The sequence below is a fragment of the Pseudobutyrivibrio sp. ACV-2 genome (assembly GCF_900107545.1).
In the GTDB taxonomy this organism is placed as follows: domain Bacteria; phylum Bacillota; class Clostridia; order Lachnospirales; family Lachnospiraceae; genus Pseudobutyrivibrio.
This window is the reverse complement of record NZ_FNQZ01000006.1, coordinates 135,055-161,368: the sequence shown is the minus strand read 5'-3', so window position 1 is coordinate 161,368 and position 26,314 is coordinate 135,055. Positions and strand designations below refer to the sequence as shown.

Annotated in this window: 22 protein-coding genes; 2 read left to right on the top strand and 20 right to left on the bottom strand. The window is 40.0% G+C overall.

Annotated elements, in window-relative coordinates:
- The 18 genes from BLV53_RS08475 to BLV53_RS08390 form a co-directional block, all read right to left on the bottom strand.
- Nucleotides 1–1,164, bottom strand: coding sequence for a LegC family aminotransferase (locus BLV53_RS08475; protein WP_090299837.1), 1,164 nt, complete (start codon nucleotides 1,162–1,164; stop codon nucleotides 1–3).
- Nucleotides 1,165–1,205: 41 nt separating this feature from the next.
- Nucleotides 1,206–2,186: an NAD-dependent 4,6-dehydratase LegB gene (locus BLV53_RS08470; RefSeq protein ID WP_090299835.1), complete on the bottom strand. Its 981-nt coding sequence runs from the start codon at nucleotides 2,184–2,186 to the stop codon at nucleotides 1,206–1,208.
- Nucleotides 2,179–3,612, bottom strand: a complete 1,434-nt coding sequence (locus tag BLV53_RS08465; protein WP_090299834.1) for a capsular polysaccharide export protein, LipB/KpsS family — start codon at nucleotides 3,610–3,612, stop codon at nucleotides 2,179–2,181. Before BLV53_RS08465 ends, BLV53_RS08470 begins: the two co-directional genes overlap by 8 nt.
- A 4-nt stretch (nucleotides 3,613–3,616) precedes the next feature.
- Complete coding sequence (locus BLV53_RS08460; protein ID WP_090299832.1) at nucleotides 3,617–5,074, bottom strand: MATE family efflux transporter; 1,458 nt, start codon at nucleotides 5,072–5,074, stop codon at nucleotides 3,617–3,619.
- Nucleotides 5,040–6,134 carry a glycosyltransferase family 4 protein gene (locus tag BLV53_RS08455; RefSeq protein WP_090299830.1) on the bottom strand — a complete coding sequence of 365 codons (1,095 nt, stop codon included), beginning with the start codon at nucleotides 6,132–6,134 and terminating at the stop codon, nucleotides 5,040–5,042. Before BLV53_RS08455 ends, BLV53_RS08460 begins: the two co-directional genes overlap by 35 nt.
- Nucleotides 6,135–6,187: 53 nt before the next feature.
- On the bottom strand, nucleotides 6,188–7,399 hold the full coding sequence (locus BLV53_RS08450; protein WP_170830799.1) for a glycosyltransferase family 4 protein: 1,212 nt from the start codon (nucleotides 7,397–7,399) through the stop codon (nucleotides 6,188–6,190).
- Nucleotides 7,386–8,771 carry a sugar transferase gene (locus BLV53_RS08445; protein WP_090299826.1) on the bottom strand — a complete coding sequence of 462 codons (1,386 nt, stop codon included), beginning with the start codon at nucleotides 8,769–8,771 and terminating at the stop codon, nucleotides 7,386–7,388. The genes BLV53_RS08450 and BLV53_RS08445 overlap by 14 nt, the downstream gene beginning before the upstream one ends.
- A gap of 19 nt (nucleotides 8,772–8,790) precedes the next feature.
- Nucleotides 8,791–11,544 carry a GH25 family lysozyme gene (locus BLV53_RS08440; RefSeq protein ID WP_170830798.1) on the bottom strand — a complete coding sequence of 918 codons (2,754 nt, stop codon included), beginning with the start codon at nucleotides 11,542–11,544 and terminating at the stop codon, nucleotides 8,791–8,793.
- Between the two features lie 42 nt (nucleotides 11,545–11,586).
- Nucleotides 11,587–12,672, bottom strand: coding sequence for a dTDP-glucose 4,6-dehydratase (gene rfbB, locus BLV53_RS08435; RefSeq protein WP_090299821.1), 1,086 nt, complete (start codon nucleotides 12,670–12,672; stop codon nucleotides 11,587–11,589).
- 15 nt (nucleotides 12,673–12,687) lie between these two features.
- Entirely contained in the window at nucleotides 12,688–14,376 is a 1,689-nt protein-coding gene (leuA, locus tag BLV53_RS08430) for a 2-isopropylmalate synthase (RefSeq protein ID WP_090299819.1), read from the bottom strand.
- Nucleotides 14,377–14,645: 269 nt separating this feature from the next.
- Nucleotides 14,646–14,912 carry an HPr family phosphocarrier protein gene (locus BLV53_RS08425; RefSeq protein WP_090299817.1) on the bottom strand — a complete coding sequence of 89 codons (267 nt, stop codon included), beginning with the start codon at nucleotides 14,910–14,912 and terminating at the stop codon, nucleotides 14,646–14,648.
- 21 nt (nucleotides 14,913–14,933) lie between these two features.
- Nucleotides 14,934–16,283, bottom strand: a complete 1,350-nt coding sequence (gene glmM / locus BLV53_RS08420; RefSeq protein WP_090299815.1) for a phosphoglucosamine mutase — start codon at nucleotides 16,281–16,283, stop codon at nucleotides 14,934–14,936.
- A gap of 22 nt (nucleotides 16,284–16,305) precedes the next feature.
- On the bottom strand, nucleotides 16,306–17,589 hold the full coding sequence (locus tag BLV53_RS08415; RefSeq protein WP_090299813.1) for a CdaR family protein: 1,284 nt from the start codon (nucleotides 17,587–17,589) through the stop codon (nucleotides 16,306–16,308).
- A complete protein-coding gene (cdaA, locus tag BLV53_RS08410) occupies nucleotides 17,586–18,455 on the bottom strand; it encodes a diadenylate cyclase CdaA (protein ID WP_242879060.1) in 870 nt (289 codons plus the stop codon). Before cdaA ends, BLV53_RS08415 begins: the two co-directional genes overlap by 4 nt.
- 30 nt (nucleotides 18,456–18,485) lie before the next feature.
- On the bottom strand, nucleotides 18,486–19,397 hold the full coding sequence (locus BLV53_RS08405; RefSeq protein ID WP_090299811.1) for a hypothetical protein: 912 nt from the start codon (nucleotides 19,395–19,397) through the stop codon (nucleotides 18,486–18,488).
- A complete protein-coding gene (locus BLV53_RS08400; RefSeq protein WP_090299809.1) occupies nucleotides 19,398–19,826 on the bottom strand; it encodes a hypothetical protein in 429 nt (142 codons plus the stop codon). It lies immediately after the preceding gene.
- Nucleotides 19,827–19,943: 117 nt separating this feature from the next.
- On the bottom strand, nucleotides 19,944–20,351 hold the full coding sequence (locus BLV53_RS08395) for a flagellar protein (protein WP_090299807.1): 408 nt from the start codon (nucleotides 20,349–20,351) through the stop codon (nucleotides 19,944–19,946).
- A 17-nt stretch (nucleotides 20,352–20,368) separates the two neighbouring features.
- Nucleotides 20,369–21,100: a ComF family protein gene (locus BLV53_RS08390; RefSeq protein ID WP_090299805.1), complete on the bottom strand. Its 732-nt coding sequence runs from the start codon at nucleotides 21,098–21,100 to the stop codon at nucleotides 20,369–20,371.
- 104 nt (nucleotides 21,101–21,204) lie between these two features.
- Between BLV53_RS08390 and BLV53_RS08385 the strand changes: the two genes are divergently transcribed.
- Nucleotides 21,205–22,551, top strand: a complete 1,347-nt coding sequence (locus tag BLV53_RS08385; protein ID WP_090299803.1) for an ABC transporter substrate-binding protein — start codon at nucleotides 21,205–21,207, stop codon at nucleotides 22,549–22,551.
- Between the two features lie 3 nt (nucleotides 22,552–22,554).
- On the top strand, nucleotides 22,555–23,586 hold the full coding sequence (locus tag BLV53_RS08380; RefSeq protein ID WP_090299801.1) for a glycosyltransferase: 1,032 nt from the start codon (nucleotides 22,555–22,557) through the stop codon (nucleotides 23,584–23,586).
- 9 nt (nucleotides 23,587–23,595) lie between these two features.
- Here the strand turns inward: BLV53_RS08380 and BLV53_RS08375 are convergent, their stop codons facing one another.
- Together BLV53_RS08375 and BLV53_RS08370 are read right to left on the bottom strand one after the other, a co-directional pair.
- Entirely contained in the window at nucleotides 23,596–24,870 is a 1,275-nt protein-coding gene (locus tag BLV53_RS08375; RefSeq protein ID WP_090299799.1) for a hypothetical protein, read from the bottom strand.
- A gap of 179 nt (nucleotides 24,871–25,049) precedes the next feature.
- A complete protein-coding gene (locus BLV53_RS08370) occupies nucleotides 25,050–26,198 on the bottom strand; it encodes a CgeB family protein (protein WP_242879059.1) in 1,149 nt (382 codons plus the stop codon).
- Nucleotides 26,199–26,314: the final 116 nt, after the last annotated feature.

The window sequence follows — 26,314 nt, the reverse complement described above, 5'->3', positions numbered from 1 at the left end:
CTATTTAAAATTTCTGATTACATCCAAAACTCTATCTACACCTTCTGAGGTAAGATTCGTTGAACAAGGTACGTTTACTACTCTCTTCCAATACCAAGGTGCTTTCTCAAGCTCGTAGGTACGAGAACCTTCGTATGGGAGCTGATCTGAAATAAGTCCCCAGATTGGACGCGACTGGATGTGATTTTCCTTGAGTTCCTCAATAAGTCTGTCACGACCTGTCTCATCGTTTTCAAATACTACCGAATAGAACCAGTAGTTGCTGCGAATACCTTCGCGGAAATCCTGAACATGAAGGCCTTCCATTTTATCCACAGCATCTTTGTAGCGCAAATAGTTTGCTTCTTTTGTTTTGATGAAATCTTCAAGCTGCTCTAACTGAGCAAGGCCAAGTGCTGCCTGAAGATTGGTCATTCTATAGTTAAATCCGATTTCATCATGGATAAAGTTAGCCTGATCTGCCTTGGCCTGTGTGGTAAGGTGCTTTGCATGGGCAAGCTCCTCAGGATCTTTAGCCACAATCATACCGCCACCACCTGTGGTGATGATTTTGTTGCCGTTGAAGGAATAGCAGCCGAAATCACCCATTGTTCCGGCATACTTTCCTGCGTATTTACCCTCTGTGTAGTATGTGCCAAGAGCCTCTGTAGCATCTTCAACAACTCTGATATTGTATTTTTCAGCTATTGGTAAAATAGACTCCATATCAGCCATGTTGCCAAATACATGAACAACTACCATGGCTTTAATATGACGACCTGTCTGTTTATCAATAAGCTTTCCATCTGTGAAATCACACTCTGTCTCGCAGAATTTTTTAAGCTTTACTGGATCCATGCACAGACTATCGTCACAGTCCATGAAGATTGGCTCTGCGCCGATGTATTTTGTAGGATTGACTGCAGCAATAAATGTAAGAGTAGGTACAATAACCGCATCTTCTCTGGTAACGCCGCTAAGTAGCAAGCTTATGTGAAGGGCTGATGTACCATTCTGTGTGCTGACTGCCGCTGGAGCCTTTACATATTCTGCAAGCTTTTTTTCAAAGTCACTTACATAAGGTCCTGCTGTAGAAACCCACTCTGTCTCTACTGCATCTGTAACGTATTTTAGTTCGTTTCCTTTTAAATTTGGAACTGATAAAGCTATAAATTCATCTGACATAATTATTTACCTCTAATCTTCTAGTCCCCTGGTTGAAAAAATTAAATGTTATAAATATCAACTTTATATTTATCTAAGTTGTGACGTAAAAATTCGATTGTCTCGGCAAGTCCCTGCTCGAATGTGAACTGAGGCTTCCAATCTGTAAGCTCTAAGATTTTAGCATTAGAGCCAAGGAGGCGGTTAACCTCTGATTTTTCTGGACGGAGGCGATCCTCGTCACAGATAATTCTTGCGTTTGGATTAATCTGATGGATAAGCTCTTCTGCAAGCTGACCGATAGAAATCTCCTTTTGAGTTGCAATATTTATTTCCTGACCGATGGTCTTGTCGCTTTCATACATTGCGATGAAGCCATGGGCTGTATCCTTAACATAGTTGAAATCGCGGGTAGGTGTAAGAGAACCAAGCTTGATTTCCTCTTTGCCTGCAAGAAGCTGTGTGATGATAGTAGGAATAACTGCACGAGCTGACTGACGTGGTCCAAATGTGTTAAATGGACGCACGATTGTAACAGGCAAATCAAATGAGCGATAGAATGACTCTGCAAGTCTGTCTGCTCCGATTTTGGTAGCAGAATATGGAGACTGACCCTGATATGGGTGCTTCTCATCGATTGGAACATACTGAGCTGTACCGTATACTTCAGATGTAGAAGTAACAAGCACACGCTTTGTTCCTAAATCCCTCGCTGCCTGAAGGATATTAAGTGTACCCTTGATGTTGGTGTCTACGTAAGCATCAGGGCTGTGGTATGAAAATGGAATAGCGATAAGTGCAGCTAAATGGAACACTGCATCGCAGCCCTTCATAGCTTCACGAACACCGTTAGGGTCTCTGACATCACCTGCAAATACCTCTACATGGTCCATAATGCTTTTATCTAATGTGTCAAGCCATCCCCAGTTATTGAAGGAATTATAGTAAACAAAAGCTTTTACCTCATATCCCTTTTTAACTAATTCCTCAACCAAGTGAGAACCTATAAATCCATCTGATCCAGTAACTAATACTTTACTCATGTTTCATCTCCTTAAAATAGTCGTACATTGATTTTGCAACCAATGCAACATTATCAGGCTCCAAACGAGCATCGCTCATTGCATAAGTATTTCCCGGGCGAGCACAGCTCATATAGGCTGCCAAATACTTTATAATATCTTCTCGCTCTGGCTTTTTCCAAGATGCCATAGCAGATTCATAATTTTCATAAATATCTTCTATGTGCATTACACCTGGCGCATCCTGGTACAATGCATTTCCACCCATGATAACCGGGTGACGAAGAAGCATCGCCTCTATTCCTGCGGTACCTGTTAAGGTCGCAACGCACTGGCTTTTTTCTATTAGTTCAAAACTATCCTCCCATGGATTTATTAAAACAATGTTTGGATATTCTGCTAATGCCTTGTAGAAATTGTTGTCTCTGCAACCAAGGAAAGAATAATGTTCCTTTGCATAAATAACTGTGTCTGCCGGAATTGATTTTGCCAGATTGTCCAGGAAGAACAACTGCTTTTCATATTTCTGAGCACATACCAGTGTGGATGCCTCCGGCTGCAGATGCAAAGGATAATAAACGAATTTCTTGGTCATATCAGGCTTTTTGTAATATTTCATACTAGCCTTGTATCTGAAGTAGAATAAAATCTGCTCCATTGTACGCTCATAAGCCTTGTAGTAAAGATATGAGCCCTTGTCTCTGGTGTGAGGATTGAAAAATCTCTGTCTAACCCAGAACAGCGGAAGTATAAAAAACTTTGCTTTCCACTTTGGCTTCTTTCCTGAGAACTGCATGAATGCTGGTTTTGAGTGCTTTTCTTCAAAACCAGAAAGGAAATCTTCTGCCTTTTTCAGCTGCTCGTCAGTATATTCTTTTGTTAAATAATCCTGTGGCATGTCATACATCATCTCAAAAGGATCATTTAACATGTAATGATGTGTTAAATCCATTCCTACGGAACGCATCAATAATGCTGAATAATAATGTGTGCCCACCTTTTTGCCTACCAGGTATGCTATGTAGGTGAGTAATGTAGCTATAACTTCGTCATAGTAGAAGTCTACGTCATAGGTGGTAAATACGTGCTCCCAGAATGCAAACAAGCCACAAGCGGTCTGAACACAGTACTCATAACCCCTATATACTAAAAATCTATCTGCGTATATATATTTCCAAATTGGTGAAGCGTCATATTTCTTTTCGTATTCTACCAATTTTTCAAGGGTAAATTCGTCCCAATGAGCATTCATAAACTCTGACATTTCACAGATAATGACTTTTTCATCATTTGGTTCGAATTTATCTCTGATGTATTTTGACTCCTTACAGTCACAGGTTATGAAAATACCTCTGGCTTCAGGATCATGATTTTTTCTGATGTCTTTATATATGGCTGGCGACAAATCATCAAATGGACGTCTAGCCATAAAGCATAAATTAAGCACAGTTTTATCCTCGTTCTCTTATTCTTAACTTAAGAAGTATAGCACAAACCACTAATATGGTAAACAAAGTGAATCCCGCTGCAATATAGATGTTTGGAATAATCAAATAAAACAGCACGCCCGGTATTACCATGGATAGCACTGGAAGCCAGCTGTTGGCCACCAGCTTTAAAAATGGGTAATTAAATTGCTTCGTAAGTTTTATCATTAATAGCAGCGAATACAGAGCATATGACAAACCTGTACCGATAGCCACCATGTTAATGCTTCTTTCTACCAATAACACTAATGCACTGGAGAAAATCATGTTAAAGATACAAAGTGCTACTGAGTTTGCAATTAAAGATTTGTTAAGCTTTACCACGCTGAAAATATTTCCAAAAAGCATTGTGGTTGAATATATAGCAACACCTATGATAAGAATTTGCGTCGCCACATTTCCATCTGTGTATCTTGGCATAAATATACCTACGAATATAGGCATTATATAGAATACTAATACACATGCAATGCCTGAGATAGCCGATGTAATGCAGGTAAAGTAGCCTGCCTTATCAAGCAGTTCCTTCTCGTCGTGATTAGCTCCATATAAATGTGAAATCTTAATATAGAATACTTGGGAAATTGTCTGTGGTACAAGGACCATTGTTGTGAATCCCATTGTTGGTACTGAGTAAACACCCAGTGCATTGTCCGAGTCCTCAAAGAACAGCTGAATTACGTGTTTATCCACATTTTGAACTATTGTCCATATCAGGCTGTTTATTAGAAGTGGAAGACCACCCACTACCATCAACTTCATATAGTTAAAATCTAAATCAAGTCTGGTCCCTTTAAAGGAATCCTTGTAAAAGAAAATGATTCCTATGAGAGCTGATGAAATGGACATGGCATACAGACCATAGTAGCCAAAAATCTTAATGAAAACTACACCGATTCCAAACGCCAGAACCGTACGTATAAATCCAAGCAGAGCTGATTTATTGTATTTTCCCTGCATTCTCACTGTAGAGTTTGCCATATCGTCAAAACTCTTCAGAAGAATCATAATAGGACACATTGCATAACCAAAAGCATAAAATGTGTTCTTTTCATCTATACCAATCTGACCTCTGTAATTAAAAAAAACCCATGCTTCAAAGAGGATAAATATTAAAGTATAAACCAGTAACATGAAAGTTACAGTAATATTTCTTTGTTTGTTTGCTTCGTTAAAATCCTTACGTCCAAGTGCCTGTGGATAATCCCTGTTGTATGCGTTAAGCACTCCAAACTGTGCGTAATTCATGTAAGTCATTACGATTAGACAGGCACTGTAAATACCCATTGGACGCGAGTCTACTTCGTGCTTTGAATAAACGTTCAGTACGAATGATAAGCCTGAACAAATTACTGTTGATAAAGTTACTAATATAAAATCTGCACTCTTAAGCTTTTTTAGCAGTGTTGTAAATATCCTCATAAATTTTGATTACTTCTTCCATGTATGTGTCAAAGTTGTTTAGCTCTTTGACGCGTCTTCTTGCCCCCTCAGATTTCATGCGATAAATCTCGCTGTTGTCCAAAAGTTCGTTTATATTTGATATAAAAGCCTCTCTGTCTGTAGGCTTTTTATCAGTTCCACATATTTTTCCGCAGCTATCATCGACGGTCACATTAAGACCGCCCACTTTACTGGCTACGACAGGTTTACCAAATGTCATAGCTTCAAGGGCTGCCATTCCGAAGCCCTCAAATTTGGATGGTACCACTAAAATCTTAGTCTGATTCATGTAGACATAAGGATTGTGCTGCATCCCTACCATCTTGATATTGTCCATCAATCCCATCTTGCCTATCAGGCTCAGGCATTCACTTCCTAAATAGCCTCCGCCTACCATAATTGCTTTGACTTTTGGATGAGTTTTCTTAATCTCACCCACAATCCTTACAAATTCATATGGGTTTTTGTCATCTGTAAGATAACCAACAAAGAGAAGATCAGATTTTGTAGCCTCTAACTTCTCTTTTTTCATTTCAGTTCCTGCTACGTATCCCTTTTCGTATGTCTTTACTGCATTGTATGGGATACCAAGGACGTTAGTCTTACCTTCCATCTTATCTTTGAACCATGCGTCTTCTGCCACCTTTTTGTCTGGAAGGATAATCCTGGCGAAAGACTTGCATGCTCCACCATAAATGATGGATTTTGGACCAATCTTTTGTGCCCATTTAGGCATTGAATATAAATGGCTCACAATAGGAATGGTATCTGTGACCTTTGTGCACATAACACTGCAGTCATATTCATAGGCATGGATAATATCAGGATGAATTTCATCAATAACTCCTTTAATGACTTTCTCATCCACCTTTTCCACACCGATATACTCGATGTTTTGCTCCAATAGTTTGGTTTCTATCGAACCTGTAGCTGTGAGATATACACAGCGTATTTCCTCAGGCATGGCTTTAATAATGTTGATAGCTACATTTTCCATGCCAGAATAGGTGTTTGATTTGGATACATGTAAGACTGTCATTATTAACTCCTAGTCTACAGAATATAGCTTTTGCCAAATTCTGTCCTTTAAAACTAAAGTTTACTGTAGAGTTCTCGCATTACTTTATTAACAGTTTCTTTGTCAAACTGTTTCATAACTTCAATGTTAGCCTGTCCCATTTGTTCGCGTTTTGTTAAATTGTCAGAAAGGGCTTTATTAAGCGCTGTTACCAGTGTTGCCGCATCGTGAGAATCAAAGAAATATCCTCCAATTCCCTCTTCGATCAGGTCAGTGTTGCCACGAATCTTTGAGCAAACCACCGGCATGCCAACAGACATAGCCTCCATCAATGCAACTGGAAGTCCCTCCTGATGTGATGGAAATACGTATATGTCGCTAGCTGCAAAAATATCAGCAACATCTGAACGAAATCCCAGCATCTGAACATAGTCAGAAAGTCCAAGTCGGGCTATGTTTTCTTCAAGCTCGGCTTGAATTTTACCTCTTCCTGCTATTAAATATTTTATTTTGTATTTAGGCTGAACACGTTCATCGCTGCCCTCAGCAAGAAGCGTGCCATTATCCTTCATCATCTTTAGAGCTCTAAGAACCTCTGTATGATTCTTTCTTGGAATCAGCTCTCCAACCGATAAAATAATTATGGTTTCATCATCAATTCCAAGTTCTTTTCGGATTTTTTGTCTTGCACCTTCGCTTGCAACAAATTTGTGTGTATCTACACCTGCGCCAGGAACATATGCCACCTGTTTTGCTTTCATTTTTTGAGCGTTGGCGTAATCCTCTTTATTGATTGTTATCAACAAATCGGTGTATTTGCTGCACCACTTTTCCACATTTTTGAAAATTATAGTGTTTATAAGACTGGCTCCCTTGAAAAAGTGAAATCCATGAGCTGCGTAAATAACCTTTGTCCCATAAAGTTTTCTAGCCCTTCTGCAGGCCAATCGACAAACAACTCCTCCAATAGGGGATTGGGTATGAACTATTTCATACTTATTTTTCTCTACCTCTGTTTTAAGAAGTTTATATGCTTTTGAAAGCTCTCCAAAATGAAATATCTTTCGGAGACTGGATGTCTCAATTACCCGGCATCCTAAATCATCTAATTTTTTTCTTCGTGCGGCTAGAGCTTCCGGGCTCACCGCACTGTCATCGTCCTGCCAACAGCAGGCAACGTCTACTGCATATCCTAAGTCTTGAAGTATTTTAATGTTGTCGATATTAAATTGAGTTACCATGTACGCGGTATGGGCGTGCATGAGTGCCTTTTTACTTGCCGACATTAGCGTTAGTCTCTCCCTCAGCCACACCCTCTGTGGCATCTTTTGTAAAGATGACTCTCAGAGTCATCAATATTAATTGAATATCAAGTAGTACTGAACATTTTTCACAATAAATCATGTCAAGCTTCAGCTTGTCATATGAGGTTGTGTTGTATTTTCCATAAACCTGGGCATAGCCTGTAAGCCCTGCCTTTACATGGGTACGGAAAGCAAACTCTGGAACCTCTTTTATATATTCAGCAATGATTTCCGGGCGCTCTGGACGAGGGCCAACTACTGACATTTCACCCTTGAAAATATTGAAGAACTGAGGAATCTCGTCGATTCTGGTAGCTCTAATAAAATGTCCAATAGGTGTAATTCTGTCATCATTGACGCTGGCAAGTCTGGCTTTACCATCCTTTTCCGCATCAGTAATCATTGACCTGAATTTCATGATTTTGTACTCTTTTCCACCGATAGTACAACGGGTCTGTTTATAAAATACAGGGCCACCGTCATAACTGTGGATAAGTATAGCTGTAACAAGCATAATTGGAGATGTAAGAATGATACCAATACCAGAAATCAAAATATCTCCAACTCTCTTAATTGCTGCTGAAATGGCATCCATTCCAACATTCTTACACAAATACAAAGGTGTGTCAAAAAGATTGACCTCTTCAGAACCCTTTATAATAATATCCGAAATTTTTGGTGTGAAATAAACTCGCTTACCTGTGGCAAAACAAGCCTTTACAATATCGTTTCTGATTTCTGCCGGAACATCATTTATCAGAACTGCATCGTAGTTTTCCAGTTCTTTTGTGATTTTTTCAAGAGGTTCATTGCAGCTCATTTCGCCTGTGATACTATATTTGTCTGCACGCCTGTTCATCTTGACAACCAAATCATTTTGGTATTCACCATAAATATTTAAAATAGTAAATGGTGGGAATACCATTCGATAAACCTTTGTACAGATATATGTAACTGCAAGTACTGCAACACAGTCCACTAAAATAAGAACTATGATGTAGGCTAATGTAATCCACATAAGCACTTTGATACGTGCCATCAATATAACAATTACATATTCCAAAGCATTTACGATTCCCATAGCGATAGCCTGGGACATGGTAAGTATGGAAATACGACCACTTCCGATACTAAAGCCTTTAAAGGTATTGATGACCAAAATCGTAAGAACTGCATAAAGTCCCACCATCAGATAGTTACCAAGGCCAAGGAATCTTCTTTCCATAAGCATCTGCAGTCTAAAGTACCACATAACTGCGAACAGTGCGGTCAAAACAGCAACCAGCACTGCGCAGCTTACAAAACGAAATATCTTCTTTTCAGTTTCAACGTTATTACTTCTTGAATTATTCATAGCAACCTATATTAATTATTTAGAAATATGATCTGTTCATATCTACGCGGCCCTTAATTCCAGGAACAGAACCTGTACTTGAATACTGCCACATAGTATATTTTCCACCATATGTACATTTTGTATTGTATTGAGCAATCCATACGTGGCAAGAAATTGAACCTGCATCCATCTTTGATGTCATCCAATTCTTGCTGCAGTATAGACCTGCCTTATATCCAGATGATTGTACTGTAGCAACAAAAGCATTTACGATAGCTGTACGCTCAGCATTAGTAAGCTTACTTTGACCTCTTGTTGTATCCTCCATATCAATATAGATAGGATATGCACAACCTCCGGCTTTTTGAGCCATGGCTACTGCCATCGACGCTTCCTGAACTGCCTCTGCTTCATTTAGGGCTCTTGAGAAGATATATACACCAGTTGCAACACCTGCAGCCTTGGCACCCTTCATATTCTGGTAGAAATATGGGTCTTCGTGAAGCTGTCCATCATTCTGTCCTCTATATCCACAACGAATGATAGCAAAGCTAACTGCTGATTTAGCCTGGTTCCAATCTATGTTACCCTGATATTTTGAAACATCGATACCGTTACCCTTTACTAAAAGAGCTCCGTCTGGACCGAAATCATACTTAACACCCTGGATTGTCTGAGTGCCTGTAATCTTATTTCCATTTTTATCGAAGAAATATGTTGCACCATCGATTGACTGCCATCCAAAATATCTGTATGACGCACTCTTGTAGTAGAAAGTTTTGTCCTTGGCATAATCGGCTACTGTTGCAGGCTTTGTTAAGCCTTCATCAAGAAATAGTTCATGACCTTCCTTGTCTTTTAATCTCTCTGTCGAGCTTGAACCCATACCAGTAACAGTATATGTAACAGTTAAGCTATTATCTGTAGCTCCATCTGAGAATGTTGCTATACCTGTCAAAGTATAGTCACCATCCTGTGGTATTGTGCAGGTTCCCTTGCCGTTTGTCATGGCAATATCAGTTCCGTTGATCTTTACTGAACCTACATTAGCTGAAGCTTTAACTGTAAATGTCCCTGCTGAAAAAGTCATATCAAGAGTAGCTGTTTCTACTTTTGAATTATTTGTTGCAACTGCAGCTACCTTGCGGATTTTTGAAGCAAAAAATCTGTTAGGTGTGTTAAGTGCAATCGCAAGTGGGCGCGAACCGTTTACACGCGCTTTAGAACTATCATTAGTTTTTTCTTCAGAAGGTGCTGCTTGAGGCTCATCTGTTTGAGGTTGTGGCTCTGCAGTTTTTTCTTCTTGAGGTTTATTTTCTTCCTGAGGCTTACTCTCTTCTTTTGACTCATTTTTTGCATCTTCTTTTGCTTTTTTATCTGCTTCTTCCTGAGCCTTTTTGTCAGCCTCTTCTTTTGCTTTCTTGTCTGTCTCTTCTTGGGCCTTCTTATCAGCTTCTTCTTTTGCTTTCTTGTCTGCTTCTTCCTTGGCCTTTTTCTCTGCCTCTTCTTTAGCCTTCTTTTCTTCTTCGACCTTCTTCTCTGCAGCGGTCTGAGTCTTCTTATACTTGAATACTACCTCAATGTCCTTATCAGCTACTGTTCCTTTGACAGGGCTTAAAGTTATAAGCTCATATCCATCTAAACCAGTCTTGCCAGCATATTCATATGCTGCACCTACAGCTTTTTTCTCAGTAGCTCTGGTTTCTACCTTTTCATCTACTGTTCCGTCAGCATTACAATAAACATCCTTTACAGTAATGGTATGCTCCTTAGCTGCAACCTTTACCTCATGGCTTACAGATGTTTTGCCGCCATCTTTTTTAGTAGCCTTGCTGGCCTTTGCAGTGCTCTTTGGTGCAACAATTTCTGCTCCTGTGATTCCTTTAGCTGAGCCGCCGTTTTCCTCTTTACGTGAGTCAACCCACTCAACTGTATCCTTAGGAACTTCCTCTACTGGAGCTGCAGCTTTTGGCTGCTGATCTTCTGAAGCAACGTCCTTTTTAATCTGCTTTGTGATTTCTTTTTGAACCTTGAACTCTACCTTATCCTTTACGTTTACTTTTGTAAGGTAGCTCTGAGGATCGTAGAGAGGACCGTCGTCTAAATCGTACAACATACATGCCACATAATCGCCAGGATTTAAATCCTTTTCGGCAATAACACCATCCTCGTCCTCATCTGTGTAAACTGTACCCTCTACATCCTTAAGAGCCATCGCAAAGGACTGAATAGCAGTCTCTTTGTCTAAATAAAGATTGTATAGTGGATCACTTTTTACATCACCGCGTTGTGTTTCAACTACTTCACCATTTTCATCTGTAATCTCAACATCAACGTTTCTATCTCTAAGAATGGAGATGACGTCCTGATTATCATATGACGCAGTCAAATCAGCGATTTGAGTATTAATATCATCAATGGCCTCGATGTAGCTTGAGAGCGCCTCAGCCTTCTTTGGCTCCATAAGCTTTACCTGAAATGGCACACCTGTCACTGCATTATCGTCAGCATCTGATATATAAATAGTCAAATCTTTTTCAAGTGATTCGCTGGTTATATCTACTTTTTTAAACTCAGGAATATATACATCTTCGACAGCGGCAACTTCTTCCACTACCTCCGCTTCCTGAATTATTTCCTCTTCTTGTGGCTCATCTTTTGGCTGAAGTGCATTGTAAATGCCATAGCCTCCTGCTCCCAGGGCAGCAACGCCCACCACACTTGCTGTGGCAATGCTTACCGCCTTATGGGTGCCTATAAAAAACTTAAGGCCACCAAAAATTCCTTTCATTTTCATCATCTCCCAAAACTTCTAGTCTCTTAATTATGTATTCTACTTATTAGAATACATATCTGTGTAATACTTCTGATAATCACCAGATGTTACATTCTTCATCCAATCTTCGTGCTCGAAGAACCAAGCGATTGTCTTCTTGATGCCTTCCTCGAAGCATGTCTCTGGATACCAGCCTACCTCAGCCTTGATTTTGTCTGGGGCAATAGCGTAACGTCTGTCATGACCCTTACGGTCTGTAACGTATTTGATAAGGTTCTCTGAAACAAGTTCCTTACGTGGATCACCGTCTGGAAGCATCTCCTGAAGTGTATCAAGGATGATGTGGATAATCTGGATGTTCTGCTTTTCGTTGTGTCCACCGATGTTGTAAGTCTCGAAGAGCTTACCCTGCTCCTGAACCATATCGATTCCCTTAGCGTGGTCTTCTACGAATAACCAATCACGGACATTCTTACCATCACCATAAACTGGAAGGTCTTTGCCCTGAAGAGCATTGTTGATGATAAGTGGAATGAGCTTTTCTGGGAACTGGTAAGGGCCGTAGTTATTTGAGCAGTTTGTAATGTTTGCTGGGAACTTATATGTATCCATGTAAGCCTTTACAAGCATGTCAGATGAAGCCTTTGATGCTGAGTATGGTGAGTGTGGATCGTATGGTGATGTCTCATAGAAGAATGCGTTGTCATCATCTGGAAGTGATCCGTAAACTTCGTCTGTAGATACGTGAAGGAACTTCTTGCCTTCCTTGAATGTGCCGTCAGGGAGCTCCCATGCAGCCTTTGCACAGTTAAGCATTACAGCAGTACCAAGTACGTTTGTCTGTACGAATACTTCTGGGTTCTTGATTGAACGGTCTACGTGTGACTCTGCAGCAAAGTGAACTACTCTGTCGATATCATTTTCAGCGAAAATCTTGCTGATTGCTTCCTTATCACAAATGTCAGCCTTTACAAATGTGTAGTTGTCGCGGTTCTCGATATCCTTAAGGTTCTCAAGGTTACCAGCGTATGTAAGCTTATCAACATTGATAATTCTGATTTCGTTGTCATATTTCTTAAACATGTAGTGAATGTAGTTTGAACCGATGAAACCTGCTCCACCTGTTACTAAATAAGTTCTCATTTTTTTCTCCTTAAATTAAACATAATCTTTTGCTTTCGCAATTAATCTATTATACGCAGAGAATAAACTGCGGATAGATGCTCGTGTGATGTTTGAGCTTACGCCAACACCAAAGGTTGTGTTGCCGTGACGCTCATCGCGCATTTCGATATAGGCTGCAGCCTTTGCACCTGAGCCCTGCGACTGAGCAAGTGTATGCTCGGTGTAATCGATAAGTGTAAAATCAAGCTCTGGTATGCACTGCTTGATAGCAAGCTTAACTGCATCAATAGGACCATTTCCTTCTGCTTCTGAATGGAATTTTTCTCCATGATAGCTGAAGTCAAGAACAGCAACTGTGTCGTCTGTATCCTTGTCATCCTTGATAACCACGTACTCAAGTGTAAGTGGCTCTTTGTTCTCCAAGTACTGTGACTTGAATGCCTCCATGATGCGCTGTGGTGTAACTTCGCCACCCTGTTTCTCAGAGATGTACTGAACAACATCTGCGAATTCACGCTGCATCTTCTTTGGAAGCTTGTAGCCATAAACTGTGTCCATAACAAAAGCGACACCGCCCTTGCCAGACTGGCTGTTGATACGAACTACTGGCTCGTACTTACGGCCGATATCAGCAGGGTCGATTGGAAGATATGGAACCTCCCAATACATATTCTGGCGATTGTGCATTGCAGTTACGCCCTTATTTATTGCATCCTGGTGTGAACCAGAGAATGCTGTAAACACAAGCTCACCTGCATATGGGTGTCTTGCGTCTGTTGGCATTTTGGTAACTCTCTCGCATACTTCGACAATTTCTTTGATGTCGTCAAGCTCAAGCTCAGGGTTTACGCCCTGTGAGAACATGTTGTATGCGATTGTAAGAATATCCACATTTCCTGTACGCTCACCGTTTCCAAGAAGTGTTCCCTCAACACGGTCAGCACCTGCTAAAAGACCAAGCTCTGTAATGGCAACACCTGTACCACGGTCGTTATGTGGATGAATAGAAAGGATGATATTTTCTCTATCCTTAAAGTGAGTGCTCATCCATTCAATTTGATCTGCGTAAACATTTGGTGTGTTCATTTCAACTGTTGCAGGAAGATTGAAAATAATAGGAGCATCTGTAGCATGATTCCATGTGTCCTGAACAGCAGTACAAATATCGAGTGCAAACTCTACCTCAGTTCCTGTGAAGGACTCTGGTGAGTATTCAAGCTGAAGGTTACCATTGTAGCGATCAAGTCTGTCCTTAACCATCTGAGTGCCCTTCTTTGCAATCTCGATAATTTCGTCTTTTTCAGCATTAAACACTACATCACGCTGTAATGTAGATGTGGAATTGTAAATATGGAAAATGACATTTGGAATGCCCTGAATTGCCTCAAATGTACGGTCGATAAGCTCTTCTCTACACTGAGAAAGCACCTGCACCTTTACATCTGAAGGGATTTTATTTTCTTTTACTAACTGTCTTAAGAAATCAAATTCAATCTGGCTGGCTGCTGGGAAGCCAATTTCTATTTCTTTGAAGCCTAGCTTTAGTAGGAGGTCGAATAGTTCCATTTTTTCGTCGACGTTCATTGGCTCGACGAGGGCTTGGTTACCGTCACGTAGGTCTACTGAGCACCAAATTGGAGCTTTGGTGATTTGCTTCTCAGGCCATGTACGCTCTGGGAACTGTAATACTGGGTTGGCTTTGTAACGCTTGTAGTTCAACATTGTTCTTCCTCCTTAATATAGCTTACTTGTGAATTATCACTTTAAGTTTTGGCTTGCTTTATTTTTGTGTTTGTAATTTGGGTTGTGGCTCGCTTGTTACGTCTACAATGTATCATACCTCTACACTCGGCTAGGAATGCCTCGCTTTAGAGGCATGATACATTGTAGACTACAAGCTATTTTCACTTTTTTAGCAAGCTCTGACTAACACATGTTTCACAAGTACGATTTGTGTATGAATGACCCTGTTGAGAGGGGTATCCGCTGTTTTATTCTCCGAGACCAGATTCTATTGCAGTAGTGATTTCGGCTAGCGCCTCGACCTCATCGGCGCCCTCGCAGAATAGTTCAATTTCATCTCCAGACTTTACGCAGGCACCAAGTACGCTAAGCACTGATTTGGCATTTGCCTCGTAATTGTTATCTGTACAAAAAGTGATTTTGCTTTGATATTTCATAGCAACCTCACACAATAAACCAGCTGGACGCAAGTGCAGTCCAATGGCGTTTTTAATTATTACTTTTTGCGAAACCATATTATATCTATATCCTTATTTCTAAAGAATTGTTTTTGTAATTAACTCTGCTAATGCCTTTGCATCGGCTTCGATTTCTTCCTGATTTTTGCCCTCTATCATAACACGAACAAGTGGCTCTGTACCTGATGGGCGGATGAGTACTCTTCCCTCTCCTGCAAACTTCTCCTCCAGCTTTTCAATAGCTGAAGCGATTTCAGGATACTCCATGTAGCTTTCCTTCTTGTGGTTTGGCACCTTTGCATTTACAAGCGCCTGTGGAAGGACTGTCATAATTGATGCAAGTGCTGAAAGAGATTTGCCAGTTTCTACCATTACACGAAGTAGGTGAAGGGCTGAAAGCAATCCATCTCCAGTAGTATTATCATCTAAGAAAATAACATGTCCGCTCTGCTCACCACCGATGTTGTAGCCATTTGCAAGCATGTTCTCTAATACATATCTATCGCCGACCTTAGTAGCTTCAACATTGATGCCCTGTTCTTTAGCCATTAATGTGAAACCAAGGTTTGTCATTACAGTAACTACGCAGGTATTTTTCTTTAGTGTTCCCTTGTCCTTCATGTGCTTAGCACAGATAGCCATAATCTGGTCACCATCAATAAGATGTCCCTTTTCATCTACGGCAAGCATTCTATCTGCATCACCATCAAATGCAAGGCCGACCTGGGCGTTTTCAGCAACAACTCTGGCTCTTAGCTCATCCATGTGAGTACTTCCGCAGTTGCTGTTGATATTGGTTCCATCAGGATTGTTGTGGATTGTGATAAGCTCTGCACCAAGTTCTGATAAACAAGCAACACTTGTACGATATGATGCGCCCTCAGCACAGTCAATAACGATTTTAACTCCTGACAAATTAAGTGGAACTGTGTGCTTTAAGAAATCCACATACTCACGGCCAAGGTCAAATCTGTAATCAATCTTTCCGATTTCTGCACCTGTAGGAAGGTTGACTCCCTGTAAGTTTGATTCGATTAATCTCTGGATTTCATCCTCTAGCTCATCAGAAAGCTTGAATCCCTCTCCATTGAAAAACTTGATTCCGTTGAATTCCATTGGGTTGTGGCTGGCAGAAATAACTACACCAGCATCTACCTTATGCTTTCTGGTAAGGTAAGCAATGGCTGGTGTTGGAAGAACTCCTACATAAACTGCGTTTGCTCCAACTGAACAAATACCACTCATAAGAGCAGAAGCAAGCATTGTTCCTGAAATACGAGTATCACAACCAACGATGATTGTAGGCTGGTGGCTTGCCTCTTTAGTGAGTACATAAGCTCCTGCCTGGCCAAGTGAACGCGCTAAATCTATTGTCAACTCTGAGCCTGCTACTCCTCTGACTCCATCTGTTCCAAATAATCTTCCCATTTTAATTAAACCTCTTTCTATGTTAATCCTGGTCATCGTCATCTGTTGTAGACTCTTCTTTTGCATTTGGGTCCTCAATGACGCTAACAGTAACGGATGTATTTTGAATAGTTATTCCTTCTGGATTGTCAAATTGCAATACTGCATTCTGATTTGCCCCGGCACCAAGTGCTGAACAGTCAATGTATCCTTGCACCGAGCCAGCATCAAGCGATGCAAGTGCCGATTCCGTACCAAATACATTTACCATGACTTCCTCTACATCAAGAGTTGCACCAAGTCCATGATTTACATTTCTAAGCTCGATGTTTGAGGCAGGCACATTTATAGTGGATGCTGTCTCGCCTTCCATAGTTACATAAATAGACACCTTTGGAGATGTACCCTCTGCAAGTGTAACTCCCTCTGGAAGATATGAGCTTATGTCTACTGTAGTAGTAAATGAACCTGTTAAATTTGACAGGTTAATAACTGATTCAGGAATAGTGATATTGCTTACGTTATTAAGGGCTGTGGCCTCACCTATAATCATTACAGATGGTGGGTCAGTCTTGATGCTTCCCAATGTAAGTCCCGGCTGTAATATACCGCTGGTCTTTACAGCAATATCTACTGTCTTCGTATTTACGAATTTAACTGTAACACCAACTGTTGACACGGAAAGACTAAGCTTTTTGATATCTACCGTATCACCGTTTTTATCATAATATTTTGGAATGACATTTTCAGTGAAATTGGTGCTTACACCGTCCACATTTGCTGTGGCTACAACTGATTCTATTTTATCTACTATTTCCTGTGGACCTGTCACTGTAACAACAGTAGGACTGCAGGTTACTTCCTCCACAGCAAGCTCTGGTGCAAGCTCACCTGTTGTCTGAGCACTGATTACGAATCTTTCTGTGGTTAAATCTTTAAGCACCACATACAGATAATTCTGTCTGCTTGAAATAGTGATGTAGTTGGCATATGAGCGAGCAGCCAAAGTGACCGGGATGCGCTCTTCATTTTCCAGATTGTTCATATCTGCAATTGCAGAAAAATCTGATGGTGATAGCTTTTCAATAATGGAACGCTTGGCTGTTACTCTAAAGCTCACGGTATTAATACCGTCTTTTATCTCGTAAAGCTTTCCCCGGTTTGTCAGTACATCCTCGTTGGTGACTGTTACCACGGATGTAAATGTCCTGGTTTGCTTTGGATCGTCGATGTTGACCACCACAAGCCAAAGTAAAAATGAAAATATAATAGCAAGTATCTTAAGTCCGACATTTTTCGTGAGGGCATCAATCAAGTTTTGTTTCATACTGTGCCCTCCTTTTCTGCTGTCTCAAAGTTACCACCTTCGTTGCCAGAATTTTGTAATCTCTTGAGCTCTGCAATAAGCTCGTCTTCCTTAACATCTCTGACGATTCGACCTTCTCTTGCGTAGGAAACTGTACCTGTCTCTTCTGATACAACAATGGTCAGAGAGTCTGAAACCTCACTGATTCCAACTGCTGCACGATGTCTTGTACCAAGGTCCTTGGAAAGAGCCATGTTGTCAGATAGTGGCAAATAGCAGGTGGCAGATACAACTCTGTCCCCGCGTATGATGACAGCTCCATCGTGAAGCGGAGTGTTTTTCTCGAAAATATTAATCAATAGTTGACGTGTAACTAAGGCATCTATACCAATACCTGTACGCTCAAACTCAGTAAGCTGCATATCGTTTTCCACGACAATAAGGGCACCGGTTTTCACTGCGCCCATTTCATAACAAGCTGTAACCAGACCAACGATTGTGGAATCATCAAACCTCTTAGAAGCTGTCTTTAAAATATTCCATGAAAATAAAGAGGTGATTTTTCTGCGACCAATCTGCTCTAAAGCTCTGCGCAGCTCTGGCTGGAACACTACAATAAGCACTGTTACAGCTACAGAAACCAGTCTTTCACCCAACCATAAAATGGTATTCATCTGGAAGATGGCCGCCAGTACAAAGAACAGCATTATAATCAGCACACCTCTGATAAGCATCCAAACTCTGCTGTTTTTAACCCAAACCAGCAGATGATACATAAAATATGCAATTATAAAAACTTCAATTACATCTGTTATGGAAACATCTGGAATATTTACATTGAAATAATCATCGATGAAAGCATCAACAGCATTGACAAAATCTACCAATGGAATTCGTCCTCACTTTCCCGTTAGGGATTATATTTTTTTAACTTCTTTGTCTTCTTCAGCGATTCGGATTTTAGGAACCGCAGTAACGTAATAATAGTAATCATCATCCTCGAACTGAACCTTTTCAATACGAGAATAATCTAAATCTAATACAAAATAATTCAGGATTACACCAACCATAAATACAAGGATATTTCCCAGTATGAGTCCAGGAATTTGTGACTTCTGGCTTGAGAACAGGTATCCTGCAAGCATGATGATGAACTCAACTGCTACCCCGGCTGCATTTGCGATAATCCAAGACATATTTATGCTGGCCTGTCTAAGCAAATAAACCACCATGTACATGGCCACCATAGCTATAATAAAAAACCAGAATAGTCGGTTTCCTATCATCTGCTCCTTTATGAGAGAAAACACCGAAACATCTGAAGTCTCGTCTACGATTGCAGTGGTGTTATCTTTGATTATGTGCAGATAATATGCAATAACCGAGCCACATACTATAGATGTAAGCTCGTTGAGATTGGACATAAGACCGGCACCAAGAGACATAACATAAGGTGAACCAATGGAATAACAGATTGGCACCATAACCATGTTAAATGAGTTTTTACTTCTAAAATAAGCACAAACAAGGTAGCCTGCCACGACAAGTCCCAGTGTAACGAATGCGACCTCGGCACTAAGTGATGCAAGATCGACAAACAGAACTATGGCAAGCACTAAAGCAACTCCTTGTATTGGAAAAAATGCACAGACTATTGAGATGATTATAGAAACCCAAATCTGGCTGATGGTTTTGTTATGACCAAAATTGGAACTGATGCAAAGCAATCCAATAAAAGCGACGAATGCACTCCAAAGCTTTAAAAAAAGCATTTCTTTCGACAGAACAAATCTGCGTATATCATCTCTAAATCTAATAAATGCGTTCATTTAACTATCCTCTCTTGCAAGTAACGGCTTTGTCTGCTGAGCTTCCTCATCGTACATTTTACCTAGCTTTTGGTATTTTGAGGCAAGCTCTTTAATGAGGCGTTTGCCGCGTCTGTAGCGCTTGGCAGCTCGCACCCTGGCGCCATGAACGTGCATTATGATATAGGCAGCATACGCTAATAATCCTGCCAAAGCTATAATCAAAAGATACATGGTAGTAAGATTTTCGATGACATTACTGACCAGGTATACAACGATTCCTGAATAAATAGCTCCGAAGAAAAGTGTTCCCGCGATAAAGCCACCCCAACCATGGAGAGCAATATATTCTTTTTTTGAATAGCGGAGCATAGGCTGATACTCAGGGCCCATTTCTTTTTCAAAAATGGCCATGGAAGTCATGTGCCTGACTCTTTCTTCATTAATCATAAATTATCCCCTTTTAGCGAAGAATAGACTCCCCGCACAATAATTCAGAATAAGTATAGCATAAACAGTTTCTAAAAAAAACACCTACCGAAATCTAGTCCGGTAGGTGTACTATTTTTATTTCTGCAAAAATCTCATTGCATTTTCCCTCTTCTGTTTTGGCTTTGGTGGCTCAGGCAACTGCTCCTTTTCGATAGATTTAGCGAGAGCATTTGCTGTGTTATTCTTGCAGGCATCGCAATATTTACCAGTTTTTATTGTAGCTCCACAAATCTCGCAATCAATTCCAATTGGGGAATCATCAGTAAATTGCAGTCTCTCCTCACGAATCCACTGACGAAGCTGGTTTGTACTAACCTCATTTTCATCAGAAATCTCCTGCATGGACGCACGAGGATTATTGCGAATATATTCCTTTACATTCTGGAATTTCGTCTCCATCTCGTCTCGGCATGATGGGCAAATATTTGGTCCTCCTAAATAATTGAACAACCTTCCACAAGTCTTACAATTACGTACATCCATAGATGATACCTCCTAAATTACTGTACCTTTCCGATACAGATACTTATGCCATATACCCTTTGTATTCCCCCTTCTTTAAGCACTTTAGTAACTTCGTCCATCGTTGTCCCTGTTGTATAAATATCATCAACTATAAGTACTTTTCTAAATTGTACAATATTTTTCTGTAAACTAAAAGCATTTAACAGATTTTTCTTTCTTTTTAGGCTATTTAATTGTTTCATAACTGTCGTGTCGCTATCTCGTCTGATAATTTCACCTGCAAGTGGAATGCCGGTGGCATCGCTCAATGCTTTACCAAACACCTTGGCCTGATTATATCCACGCATCTTTTCCTTTTCTTTATACATTGGGACTGGGACTATAGCTTCTATTCCATTTTTCTTGAGCCAGCCACCATACATCCTTGCAGCATGCCTGGCAAACACCTTTCCATAACATCTTCTATTTGAATATTTGAATCTGTACATGGCATTTTTCATCTCACCGGTATACACATAGATGCCCTTGTTTTGATCATAATAATGCTCGAAGGTTTTGCAGGTATTACAGAATTCAACACGGGTATCTTCTATGGGGGCACCGCATTTCATACATACACCATCACCCACTAGCCTGATTTTTGGCTGACATTCCTTGCAAAATCCCACATCTTTTTCTATTTTCAATAAAACTTTGTCACAAGCCACACAACGTTTTGGATACAATATTCCTATCGCTAGGTCTATAATTTCTTTATATATATGCATTTGTACTCCTATTTGACTTATTGGGGTAATCTCTTTAAAATTTAGTCACTAATAGCCGAAGGGTGCGCCCTTTCTATTAGCAGATATAGATAAAGGATTTAAATATGAAAAAAAGATTTTTAAGTTTGATTTTGGCTGCATCTATGGCCTTTGCTATGGTAAGCTGCGGCAAAAAAGATAGTGAACAGCCCATTAGTGAGGTAAAAGACGAATCCGTTGAGGATTCATATCGCTATAATATAACAGCACTTTTATCAGAAGACAATACCTACGACAAAGTTCTTCTTCAAGGATTTTCCGATGCCCTTGAAGACTACATGGGTGCTGAGCATATCAACATCACAACCAAAACAGTTTCTGAAGAGAAATCCGCTGACATGATAGCATCTTCTGCGATAGCAAAATCTCCAGATATGATTTTCACTACCGGCAAACCTACACTTTTATCTGCCAGCGACCAGACTGATATTATTCCAATCATTGCAACTGGTATAGTTGATTTCAAAGGAACCCTTAGAATCGCCAGTCTCAATGGTAAATCCTGGGATAAAACCACAGGCAGAAACATCACTGGTATCAGCTCTAAGCCAAGCATTGTGGAGCAGGTTTCCCTTATGATTGAAGCCACAGACGATTTACAGACTGTGGGTATTCTATTTTCACCAGAAGATACCGATGCAATTTATCAAAATGAAATATTTGAAGCTTACCTAGACCAGGCAGGTATTCCATGGAAGGAATACGCTATTCCAGCCACAAATACTTCCACAGTGGCTGATATAAGTGAAAAGTCAACAGCTCTTACACCAAGCAAATACGTAGCTTTCTCCGCAAAACAGGGCGTAGATAACGATGTTGTTGCTTTGGGAGAGGATACAGTTTTAGGTCTTAACTCCACATCCTCTACCCGCACTGCTTTGATTTCAAGTTTCTGGCAGGGTGGCAAGGTTCTTCCTACTACTCCTGAAGAATCAGATTCAGAAGATGAAACTACTACAGAAGTAAGTGACTCCGAGGAAGATATTACTGTAACACTTGAAGACCTTATGAAGGAAATATGCACAGAGTGCTCAGCTATTTACATTCCTTTTGGAAGTCTTCTTACAGACCAGATGGAAACTATCGGAAATATAGCCACAGAAGCTTCCGTTACAATAGTTGCAGGTGATACCACAATCGGTGAAAATGCACTTGTTACACTTTTTTCTGACCCTTATATAAGCGGATACAGTGCCGGAAAAAAAGCTGTGAAAGTATTCAATGGCGATGATATTAAAACCATTAAAATCGGCAGTATAGATTCTGACGATGCTGTAAAACTCTACAATGGAGAAATCGCAGAAAAGCTAGGCAAGGAGTTTCCAAAGTCTTTCAACGAGATTTCTAATTTCCTTGAAACCTACGAATACGGAAGTACCACTACCAGATACGTTCCAAGCGAGGAAGAATAATCTATGATACTACACGTTATCAAATCTAACATTTATTCTGGTGCTGAAAATGTAGTGTGCCAGATTATCAAAGGTCTTTCAGACCGTGAGGATTTTGTCTATATGGCTCCTCACGGTCCTATCGAAGACAAGCTTCGTTCTATTGGCTTGTATGAAAACTACCGTGGTGTAGATAAAATCACTGTTTCTGAAATTAAAAAAGCTGTTAATGAGCTTAAACCAACTGCGGTTCATGCTCACGATTTTACAGCCAGTGTTCTATGTGGATATGCTCTAAAGGGGCGTGTTCCTGTTATTTCTCACATTCACTGCAATCCTCTTTGGTTAAAGAATTCTTTTCACCCTAATTCAATTTCATATTATATTGCCAGCAGATGGTTCAGTGAGATTATCACTGTATCTGATGCCGTTAGCCGTGAATATGTATATAGTGATAAAATCAAATGTCCTATCACAACACTTGGCAATCCATTTTCAGTGGAACAAGTCTTAAATGCTGCTAGAGAAGGCGTTTCAGATTCATCAGATATACTTTATGTAGGCAGATTTAATCCAGCTAAAAACCCACTTGGTGCCATCAAGATTTTTGAAGCATTACCTGACCACAATCAGCTTACCTTCAGGATGATTGGTAACGGGGAGCTTTTGGAGGAATGTAAGGAATATGCTGCCACCCATGGACTTAATGTTGTATTCGAAGGTTTCAAGGATAATGTTTATACCTTTATGAACTCAACCAAGCTGGTCCTCATGCCTTCTATTTTCGAGGGCTTTGGCCTGGTTGCTTTGGAGGCTATGTCCCTTGGAAAGCCTGTTGTGTGTTCAGGTGTGGGGGGGCTTTCAGATATTATTAATGAAGATTGCGGCTACATCTGTAGTGACACTGCTACTTACTCTGCTGCAATCACAGAACTTTTAACCGATAAAAATATTTACGGACAAAAAACAACTGCAGCACGAAACCGCGCTGCAGAGTTTGATAATCTTGATAAATATTGTAATCAGATGCTTAGCATCTATAAAAATTTAATTTAACCGTCTTAATTATAATCCGTAGTTTACCATCATTCCGGAATATTGGCTTGTGGCATATGGTGCTGTCAAAGTCTTTCCTGGATTTTTGTATTCTACAATGGACTTATCTACATAGGCCATTGGATTAATAGATGCTTTAGTGGCTGCCTTGCTAATGGCGGCCTTTAATTGATTCAGAGTGCTAAACGCATGAGCTTTGTCCTCACTGTTTATCACTTCTGAAAGACGATCCTCATCCAATTCTAAATGGCCTACTCCATCAATGAGTATTCCTGCAAAGGCTAAACTCTCTCTCATTCCCTTGGCAATCGATGAAATCTCGTTAAATAAAGTACGATTCTGGTGAACTCCATTGTATCGAAGACTCACATTAATCATGCCATTGTAGCTATCCAAAAGCTGCTGAACGCCATCGGTTAAAGCTTCTGCATCATTTTTAAGGCCAATCTGCACCTCGCCATTTGAAGGAGCCTTAAGTACAAGTTCATAGGCTTTGTTTACGGTGAAGTTGTTCGATAGTGACTGGTGAGCAGTTCCGTTTAGCTTGAAGTTGGAGTTGCTAGGCATCTGGGTAACTCTGTCGATGCCAAGTGTCTGCAGTTCATGGCGCGAAATATTAGATGAGATATTGAATAAAACATTCTCATCTTCGGAAACGCCTGTTGCCTTTGATACTATCTGGATTGCATTTTGCCCAACCCTATTTGAAATCAATTGAGCACCAAGCCCTATATCAGATGTATTAAGCAGGCGGACAATTTTGTTTTGAACGACAAGGTTGTCCTCTCCGTCGTTTACGTTGAACTGGAATTCGTAGGAATGATTCCTGATATCCAAATCAAACGAATACTGACCTTCTTCAAAATCACGGCCATCTTTGTCTAAAAATTTGCCTGTATTAATCTGTGGTGTAGCCAAAGACTCTACTTCGATGCTGAAACCATCGGCATCATCTTCACCATTGCCAACATAGGTAGCTTCTACAGAATCTGTGTCTGAAGAAGAAGCTATGCGTTTTGAAAGGATGGCTTCAATATCGTCACCGGCTGCTGAAAGGTTAGATACCGAAAGACTCATAGAGTTTGCATGTTCTTTGATATCAATTGCGAACTGTCCTATGTCTTCAGTATCTTTTATCTTGTATAGAGGAGAGTCTTTATTGGTTTTGACTATTTTGTTGTATGTGTCTCGAAGCTCGCTTTTCTTATGGGATTCGTAACGTGATCCTATGTCTCTACCATAGGTCGTCATAAAATAATCGTATACTGCATCAATGCGTGCCATAAGACATCCCCTCCTTTCTTTTTTGTTTTCCCAGCCCTCGATATGCCTTAACATACCAAGGACATAAAATTACACTTTTACTTATTATCATAATATCATATATAATAAATTTTGTAAACACGCTATATTTAGTAATGTTATCTGACAATTATCATATATGTAGTTGCCATGAAATGGCTTTATATTTTGATTATATCAAGCATTTCATTTACTCTTTGTTCGTATGAACAATGTGACTTTACATAATCATATCCGGCCTGAGCGATTCTATTTCTTTCTTCGTCATGTGATAGATAATAATCTACTTTTTCAAATAAATCTCTTTCATTGTAGTACCATACCATGTGCTTGCCGTTTTCAAAGAACATTGGAAGTTCGGCCTGGAAATTGGTGATGCAAAAACCACCGGCTCCTAAAATATCATATACCCTAAGAGGTATCCCGCTTTTTATGTTAGGTATGGTAATGTTTAAATTTATTTTTGAACCAGCAAAAACCTTTGGCATTTCTTCCCAGTAGTCAACGCTTCCCCTATTATTTACCCGAATTAAATCTCTGGTTTCATTGTTTGAATAAAGGCTGACATTGTGATGTTTTGAGAGCTCTATAAGTATGCTTCTCCTCTGTTTTTGAGCGATTTTAAAGCCTAAGGCTGTAACTGAAAATATCAGATTCAAATCTGAAAGGGAGTCCTCTGATTTATCCAGCTCAAAATATGTTTCAAGCTCCATCAAAATCTCTGGAGTAAGCATCCTGTCTACAATGTTCACTCCCTGCAAATCCTTTTGGGCTTCCATGGTTGCCTCAAAATAGCCCTTTAGATAATCCGGTAATGTATATTCCATCTTGTCGTAGGAATTCTTCTCATAGAGTGAACCTACAAAGCTGATTTCGTTTTTGTAGTCATCCAAATCCTTTGAATGTGAAAATAGATGCATGGTCCTATCACAATCTACTGCTAAAGGCAGATGGTAGATATGGTCTGCTCCCATTCCCTTAAATTCTTCCACATTTGTTAAATCAAAAAGGAAAATCCTGTTAACACTGTTGAAAACTGACCTGTGATAGAGAGATATCAGTGGATTATCGCAGCTCCAACACACATACAAAAGACCACATTCCTCACAAACATTTGATATTAGTGGGAAATAGTTGACTGTAAATAAAAAGTCATAGGTTTCAGATAAAATCATGCCCTTTAATTTCTCGGCGAAGGCTTCATCTACATCATAATTCAAAAGTTCCTGGTAGACTTCCTCTACTTCGTAGCCCAGCTTTTCGAATGTGAACTTTATGTCTAGATAGTTGTACGCTTTCCAGCGGTACATTAGGATTTTTTTCATTGGGTGTTTTTAGTGTATGCTGTGGTGTGTTGGTGGGTAAGTATTCTTCAATGATTAATTATTTTTGTTTTGAGGGTCGACTTTAGGTACACCCCTCATCA